The sequence below is a fragment of the Nocardia sp. NPDC050175 genome, assembly GCF_044459885.1.
Classification (GTDB): Bacteria; Actinomycetota; Actinomycetes; order Mycobacteriales; family Mycobacteriaceae; genus Nocardia.
The window spans coordinates 356,854-364,641 of record NZ_JBITJI010000009.1; the positions used below are offsets into that span (position 1 = coordinate 356,854).

Here is a 7,788-nt window from a genome sequence, read left to right on the forward strand (position 1 = left end):
GCTACTTCTTGGCGCGGTACCAGCGGATCAGCGCGTCGGTGGACGAGTCTCCTTGCGGCTCGGGCTCTTCCACGGAAGTAAGCAGCGGCGCGAGGGCCAATGCCTGCTGCTTGCCGAGCTCGACACCCCACTGATCGAAGCTGTCGACGCCCCAGATGGTGCCTTCGACGAACACCTGATGCTCGTAGAGCGCGATCAGCTGGCCGACGACCGAGGGCGTGAGCTGCGGCGCGAGGATGGTGGTGCTCGGCCGGTTGCCGGGCATCACCTTGTGCGGCACCACCTTCGGGTCGGTGCCCTCGCCAGCGTAGCGATCGCTTGCGGGTCGCTCGATAGGGTCAGCGATCTCCTCCGCCGTCTTGCCGAAGGCGAGCACCTTGGTCTGCGCGAACAGGTTGCTCATCAGCAGGTCGTGCATGCTGCCGGTGCCGTCACGGGTGGGCAGATCGTCGGTGGGCCGGGCGAAGCCGATGAAGTCCGCCGGGATGAGGCGGGTGCCCTGATGCAGCAGTTGGTAGAAGGCGTGCTGGCCGTTGGTTCCCGGTTCGCCCCAGAAGATTTCGCCGGTGGAGGTAGTGACCGGGCTGCCGTCGGCGCGCACCGACTTACCGTTGGATTCCATGGTGAGCTGCTGCAGATAGGCGGGGAAGCGGGCCAGATCGTTCGAATAGGGCAGCACCGCACGGGATTCCGCGCCGAAGAAGTTCGAATACCAGACCCCGAGCAGGCCGAGCAGCACCGGCGCGTTCGCCTCCAGCGGTGCGTTCGCGAAATGCTCGTCCACGGCGTGCATTCCGGCCAGGAACTCGGCGAAGCGCGCCTTGCCGATGGCCGCCATCACCGAAAGGCCGATCGCGGAATCCACCGAGTAGCGCCCGCCCACCCAGTCCCAGAAACCGAACATGTTGGCGGTGTCGATGCCGAACTCGGCCACCTTCTCGGCGTTGGTCGAGACGGCGACGAAATGCTTGGCGACTGCGTCCTCGCCGAGCGCGGCGACCAGCCAGCGCCGGGCGGCGGTCGCGTTGGTCAGCGTCTCCAGGGTGGTGAAGGTCTTGGAGGCGACGATGAAAAGCGTTGTCGCAGGGTCGAGTCCGTCGAGTTTGGCGACCAGGTCGGCCGGATCGACGTTGGAGACGAACCGCGCGCTGATGCCCGCGTCGGCGTAGTGCCGCAGCGCTTGGTACACCATCACCGGCCCGAGGTCGGACCCGCCGATGCCGATATTGACCACGGTGCTGATGCGTTCGCCGGTGGCGCCGCGCCAGTCGCCGGAGCGCAGCTCGTCGGTGAATTCACCCATCCGCCGCAGCACGTCGTGCACCTCGGCGCCCGCGTCGACACCGTCCACGGTGAGTGCCTTGCCCTCGGGCAGCCGCAATGCGATGTGCGCGACCGCGCGATCCTCCGAGGTGTTGATGTGCTCGCCCCGGTACATCGCGTCCCTGCGCTCGGCGACCTTGGCCTCGCGCGCCAATTCGACCAGCAGGTGCAGCGTTTCCCGCGAGACCCGATGCTTGCTGAAGTCGATGTGCAGGTCCGCTACGTCGATGGTCAGCGCACGGCCACGCGACGGGTCGTCGGCGAAGAGCTCCCGCAGGTGCCGCCCCGCGATCCCGTCGAAGTGTTCGTGCAGTTTCCGCCAGGCCGCCGTGGCGGTGATGTCGCTGCTCACGTTCGCCGAGGTTACTCACCGTCCAACGGCCGCGCACGGCAAACACCCCGCCGGACCCGGTGAGATCCGCTGCCGCGCGGCCTACGCTGGCCTCATGGTGTCCGAACGCGAAGTTCTCGAATCCGTCCCGACGCAACTATGGATCGGTGGGCCGGTGGCCGCCACCGGCGGTGGCACCTTTCCGGTGCACAATCCGGCCACCGGGGAGGTGCTGACGCAGGTCGCCGACGCGACACCCGAAGACGCGGTGCGCGCGCTCGACGCGGCCGTCGCGGTGCAGGCGGATTGGGCCGCGCGGCCGTCGCGGGAACGCGGCGAGATCCTGCGCACCGTCTTCGAGCAGATCACCGCGCGCGCCGAGGAATTCGCGCTGCTGATGACCCTGGAAATGGGCAAGGCGCTGCCGGAGAGCCGCAACGAGGTGAAGTACGGCGCGGAGTTCTTCCGGTGGTTCAGCGAGGAAGCTGTCCGGGTGCACGGGCGCTACCTGCACGCGCCGTCGGGCACCGGCCGGATCATGGTGCACAAGCAGCCGGTCGGGCCGTGCCTGGCGATCACGCCGTGGAATTTCCCGCTGGCGATGGGCACCCGCAAGATCGGTCCCGCGCTGGCGGCCGGCTGCACGATGATCGTCAAGCCCGCCTCGGCGACGCCGCTGACCATGCTGTTGCTCGCCAAGCTGTGTAGCGAGGCCGGGCTGCCGGACGGGGTGCTGTCGGTGATCACGTCGAGCCATTCCGGCGCGGTGACCCAGCCGCTGCTCGACGATCCCCGGCTGCGCAAGCTCACCTTCACCGGCTCCACCGAGGTGGGCAAGAAGCTGGTGGAGAAGTCGGCGAACGGGCTGCTGCGCACGTCGATGGAACTCGGCGGCAACGCGCCGTTCGTGGTGTTCGACGACGCGGACATCGACGCGGCCGTGCAGGGCGCGATGCTGGCGAAGCTGCGCAACGGCGGCGAGGCGTGCACCGCGGCCAACCGGTTCCACGTGCAGAACGGGGTGCTGGAGGAGTTCACCAGCAAGTTCGTCGAGGCGATGTCGAGCAGCGTGGTGCTCGGTCCCGGCACCGACCCGACCACCACCCTCGGCCCGCTGATCAACGAGGAGCAGCTCAACACGGTCAGCGAGCTGGTCGAGGACGCCGTCACGGCGGGCGCTCAGGTGCGGCTCGGCGGCAAGGCGCCCGGCGGTCCCGGCTGGTTCTACCCGGCCACCATCCTCAGCGATATCCCGGCGCAGGCCAGGATCCTGCGCGAGGAGGTGTTCGGCCCGGTCGCGCCGATCGTCGGCTTCGCCACCGAGGAGGAGGGCATCGCCGCGGCGAACGACACCGAGTTCGGTCTGGTCAGCTACGTCTACACCCGCGACCTGGACCGTGCCTTGCGCGTGGCCGAGGGGCTGGAATCCGGCATGGTCGGCGTCAACCGCGGCGTAATCTCCGATCCCGCAGCACCTTTCGGCGGTGTCAAGGCGTCGGGCTTCGGCCGCGAGGGCGGCACCGAGGGCATCGAGGAATACCTCTCCACCAAGTACATCGCGCTCAGCTGAGCTGAGGCAGAGACGAAACGACCGCCCCGGGGTGATGAACACCCGGGGCGGCCTTGGGGATGCGGTTGTCGTGCTTTTTGCCGCATGGATCTAGGGCCGCGTGCAGCGGCCGACAAGGGGGAGGGGGCCGTCAGTGGCCGAGGCGGCCGCGGCCGAGGCGCAGCAGCAGCATGGCGAGCGTGTGGCCTTCCTGGCCGAGTTCGCTGAATCGCTCCAGCACCTTCATTTCACGGTTGTGTACGAGGCGCGGCCCGCCAGAGGCCATCCGGGTGCGACCGATGATCCGGGAGATCTCCGTGCGACGCTTGATGGCGGCGAGGATCTCGGCATCGAGGCGATCGATCTCCTTGCGGAGCTTGTCGATCTCCGCGTCGCTCTGCGGCAACGCCGAATCTGACCCGGTCGTCGTGGCGGGGGTGCTCATCATTCATCTCCTCGTGTCAGAACATGGATCGGCGGGTGAGCCCGGCTCGTTACCGATCGGTTCTTTCACCGTGAAACAGACCTGGTGGGGCTGTGAATTGTCCCCCAGGATGTGCGCTCAGATACAGGTGCCGCGATCACGATATCCGGTCGGTAACCGAAACGGATGTATCGCGCGGGCACTCATCATGTCGCCAGTCTGCCACGGGCCGGTAGGTATGCAAAACATTTCGTTTTGTGGATCTGCTGAGAAGTAGGACACGGAATGGTCGCGGCGCCTGCCTGGGGAGTTCACCCGCCGTTCGCCGGGGCGGTACCGATCTGACACCGAGGCCCCCTGGGGCTTCAACTCTGTCGGTGTCCGCCGGTAGCGTGGATGGGCGATGGACATCACGGTGGCTCCCAAGACGCAGGCCGGTCGCGCACTGCAGCCGGATTCGACACAAAAACCGCAGGTCACCGGTGGTAACGCCGATGCAGCGGTCCGGCAGCTCGAGGAGGTGCGTGCGGTGCGGGAAACGCAGCGGGCCGCTGTCCCCGAACCACCGCCGTCGGCCACCGAATTGGAACAGCGGCGTGTCGAACGGGAGCGTCGGCGCGCCGCGGAGGCCGAGCAGCTACTCGACGGCCTGAATCCGCAGCAGCGGGCCGCCGTGGTGCACAGTGGCGCACCCCTGCTCATCGTGGCGGGCGCCGGTTCCGGCAAGACCGCCGTGCTCACCCGGCGCATTGCCTATCTGCTTGCCGCCCGCGGTGTGACGCCGGGCCAGGTGCTCGCGATCACCTTCACCAACAAGGCTGCTGCGGAGATGCGGGAGCGGGTAATCGGCCTGGTCGGTCCGCGGGCGAACAACATGTGGGTATCTACGTTCCACTCCAGTTGTGTACGCATCCTGCGCATGCAAGCGGCCCTGCTGCCCGGCCTGAATTCGAATTTCTCCATCTACGATGCCGATGATTCGCGGCGACTGCTCACCATGATCAGCCGCGACTTCGACATCGACACGAAGAAATACACGGCGCGCCTGCTGTCGACCGCCATCTCGAATCTGAAGAACGAGCTGATCGGACCGCAACAGGCGGTCGCGGATGCCGAGTCCGACGAAACCGAACTGCCCGCCTTGGTCGCCCGCGTCTACGTGGAATATCAACGGCGGCTGCGCGCGGCGAACGCGCTGGATTTCGATGATCTGATCGGCGAGACGGTGGCGCTGCTGCAGCATCATCCGCAGGTCGCCGAGTACTACCGGCGCCGGTTCCGGCACGTGCTGGTCGACGAGTACCAGGACACCAACCACGCTCAGTACATTCTGGTGCGCGAGCTGGTCGGTCACCATCGCACGGAGACCAGCGAGGATCAGGCGCCGCCGAGCGAGCTGTGCGTGGTCGGCGACGCGGATCAGTCCATCTATGCCTTCCGCGGCGCGACCATCCGCAATATCGAGGAGTTCGAGCGGGACTTCCCGGACGCGGAAACCATTCTGCTGGAACAGAACTACCGCTCCACCCAGCATATTCTGTCCGCCGCCAACGCGGTGATCTCGCGCAATGAGAACCGGCGCGACAAGAAGCTGTGGACCGATTCCGGCGAGGGTGACCTGATCACCGGTTACGTCGCTGACAACGAGCATGACGAGGCCGCGTTCGTGGCGCGCGAGATCGACAAGCTGGTCGATCAGGGCGAGGCCAACTACGGTGATGTCGCGGTGTTCTACCGGACCAACAACAACTCCCGTGCACTGGAAGAGATCTTCATCCGAATGGGGCTGCCGTACAAGGTGGTCGGCGGCGTCCGGTTCTACGAGCGCAAGGAGGTGCGCGACATCGTCGCCTACCTGCGGGTGCTGGAGAACCCGGAGGACGCGGTGAGCGTGCGCCGGATCCTGAACACCCCGCGGCGGGGGATCGGCGATCGGGCCGAGGCCTGTGTGGCGGTGCACGCCGATCAGCGTGGGATCGGCTTCGCCGCGGCGCTGCGGGACGCGGCCGATGGCAAGGTCGCGCTGCTGAACACCAGGGCGCAGCGGGCGATCGCCGGATTCCTCGACCTGCTCGAGGAGATCAGGGCGGCGGGCGTACAGGAGAACCTCGACTTCCCCGACGTCGGCAATGTGGTCGACGCGGTGCTGGAGCGCACCGGGTACCGGGCCGAGCTGGAGTCATCCGACGACCCGCAGGACGGTGCCCGGCTGGACAACCTCAACGAACTGGTCAGCGTCGCACGGGAATTCAGTTCTGAGGCGCACAACAACGCGGAGGCGGCCCGGGAAGAGGGACTGGTGCCGGAGGCGGCCGAGGGCGAACCCGATCCCGGGTCGCTCGCCGCGTTCCTGGAGCGGGTTTCGCTGGTGGCCGACACCGACCAGATCCCGGACGAGGGCACCGGCGTGGTCACGATGATGACCCTGCACACCGCCAAGGGCCTGGAATTCCCAGTCGTGTTCGTGACCGGCTGGGAGGACGGCCAGTTCCCGCACATGCGCGCACTCGGCGATCCGGCCGAGCTGGCCGAGGAACGCCGACTCGCCTACGTCGGCATCACCCGGGCCAGGAAGCGGCTGTACCTGACCCGCGCCGTGGTGCGCTCCGGCTGGGGCCAGCCCGTCTCCAATCCGGAATCGCGCTTCCTGCAGGAGATCCCGGATCACCTGATCGACTGGCGCCGGCTGGAGCCGACCGGTTCCGCAGCAACCCGAGGCATCCGCCGGCGCGGTGACGACGACCGAATGGAACGCGACTGGACGCGCGGCGACGGTTGGTCCGAGCAGCAGCGACCGGGTGTACGTGGCGGAGACCGCAGCTCGCGTCGCCCCGCCCCTGGTGGTGCCGCCCGTAACAACGCCAATCTCGTTCTGGCCGTGGGCGATCGAGTCAGCGACGACAAGTACGGCCTCGGCAAGGTAGTAGCCGCCGAAGGCTTCGGCCCCTTGGCGACGGTCACCATCGACTTCGGCACCGCAGGCAAGATCCGCCTCATTCCCCAGTACAGCCGGACACTCGTGAAGCTCTGACCCGCCGGTAGCGGTGAGCCCCATCGAGTCGAGTCATATGGTCGCTTGTTGATCTTCAACAGCAACCATTTGACTCGCCTCGATGCCACCCAACGACCCTTTGACTCGCCTCGTTTTCCCCAGCCTCTTTCAACCGGACCACAGCCAGTCCTCACGCTGGAACACAGGCGTTGCCCATCACAAGTTGCGGAAGAGAAGGTCGGGTACCCCACCTGACGTGCTCAGCATTACTCAGGTCATCCGATGAACCAGTCGAAAACCTCTGGGCCAGTACACCATCGGAGATCTCTCCGTACACGATCTCGGACCAGTACACCCACAGACCCTCGGAATAGTGCACCTATCCGGGCAAGTGCTTCTTAGGACTCCAGAGGTGGACAGTCCATAGATGCTGAAGGCCTATCCACATTTTCCCGTGAGTAGTGCTGGGCGCGTCGCCTGCCGTACCCGGCTTTAGGTGCACGTCAGGTGCGCGGTGTCACGTTGGTGAGGTGGTCATCTGGCTGTGGTTACGTCACAAGCGCTTTGGACAAGAGCGGGTGGTCGGCGACGGTTTCGGTGCTCGATCAGACCCGCGAGGTGCTCGGTGAGCCGGTGTCCCCGGGATCTGCACTCTGTCTCGGGATCGGCACTCGGAATAGGACCCTAAAGCCAGTGCAGGTCCCGAGTGAGAGTGCGGATTCTGTAGTCAGAGTGGCGAGTGCGGGGTCGCACAGCGTTTGCGCGAGATGCGCTTCCTCTGTGCGGGGTGCGCGACGTCGGGTGATCAATCAGCCTGCGAAGTAACCCCTCCAACCAGTACACCCAAGATCTGCACTCTGACTCGGGATCGGCACTCGGAATAGGGCCCTAAAGCCAGTGCAGGTCCCGAGTGAGAGTGCGGATTCTGGTTTCGGCTTGGTGGGGTGGTTGCTGGGCACTCGGGGCGGGGTGTGTTCCCGGTTCGATTGCGGATCCGCACTCTTTCTCGGCATTCGCCCCAGTGCAGGTCCCGAGAGAGTGCGCAGATTCCGGGTTCGGCTTGGTGGGGTGGGGGCTGGGCACTCGTGGCGGGGTGTGTTCCCGGTTTCGAGCACCGATCGGCACCCTTTCTCGGCATCCGCCCGGCAGTAGGGCCCTAATTCTCGGAA

Annotated in this window: 5 protein-coding genes; 3 read left to right on the forward strand and 2 right to left on the reverse strand. The window is 66.4% G+C overall.

Annotated features, from left to right (window positions below; all coding sequences use genetic code 11):
* Window position 1: 1 nt before the first annotated feature.
* Entirely contained in the window at window positions 2–1,675 is a 1,674-nt protein-coding gene (gene pgi, locus ACIBK2_RS30120; RefSeq protein ID WP_396971965.1) for a glucose-6-phosphate isomerase, read from the reverse strand.
* 94 nt (window positions 1,676–1,769) lie between these two features.
* Here pgi and ACIBK2_RS30125 point away from each other — a divergent pair, with 94 nt between their 5' ends.
* Complete coding sequence (locus ACIBK2_RS30125) at window positions 1,770–3,224, forward strand: NAD-dependent succinate-semialdehyde dehydrogenase (protein WP_396971966.1); 1,455 nt, start codon at window positions 1,770–1,772, stop codon at window positions 3,222–3,224.
* Between the two features lie 130 nt (window positions 3,225–3,354).
* On the opposite strand, the gene ACIBK2_RS30130 is transcribed toward ACIBK2_RS30125, so the two are convergent.
* The gene (locus tag ACIBK2_RS30130; protein WP_014988338.1) at window positions 3,355–3,648 is read right to left on the reverse strand and encodes a chorismate mutase; all 294 of its coding nucleotides are present in this window, start codon (window positions 3,646–3,648) and stop codon (window positions 3,355–3,357) included.
* Window positions 3,649–4,030: 382 nt separating this feature from the next.
* Here ACIBK2_RS30130 and pcrA point away from each other — a divergent pair, with 382 nt between their 5' ends.
* Both pcrA and ACIBK2_RS30140 read left to right on the forward strand, forming a co-directional pair.
* Entirely contained in the window at window positions 4,031–6,658 is a 2,628-nt protein-coding gene (gene pcrA / locus ACIBK2_RS30135) for a DNA helicase PcrA (protein ID WP_396971969.1), read from the forward strand.
* Window positions 6,659–7,252: 594 nt separating this feature from the next.
* On the forward strand, window positions 7,253–7,444 hold the full coding sequence (locus ACIBK2_RS30140; RefSeq protein WP_396971995.1) for an RCC1-like domain-containing protein: 192 nt from the start codon (window positions 7,253–7,255) through the stop codon (window positions 7,442–7,444).
* Window positions 7,445–7,788 lie beyond the last annotated feature (344 nt).

Bases quoted from the DNA above. Each gene is read 5' to 3' on its own strand.
- ACIBK2_RS30125 (WP_396971966.1), top strand. From the start codon at position 1,770: ATGGTGTCCGAACGCGAAGTTCTCGAATCCGTCCCGACGCAACTATGG.
- ACIBK2_RS30130 (WP_014988338.1), bottom strand. From the start codon at position 3,648: ATGAGCACCCCCGCCACGACGACCGGGTCAGATTCGGCGTTGCCGCAG.
- pcrA (WP_396971969.1), top strand. From the start codon at position 4,031: ATGGACATCACGGTGGCTCCCAAGACGCAGGCCGGTCGCGCACTGCAG.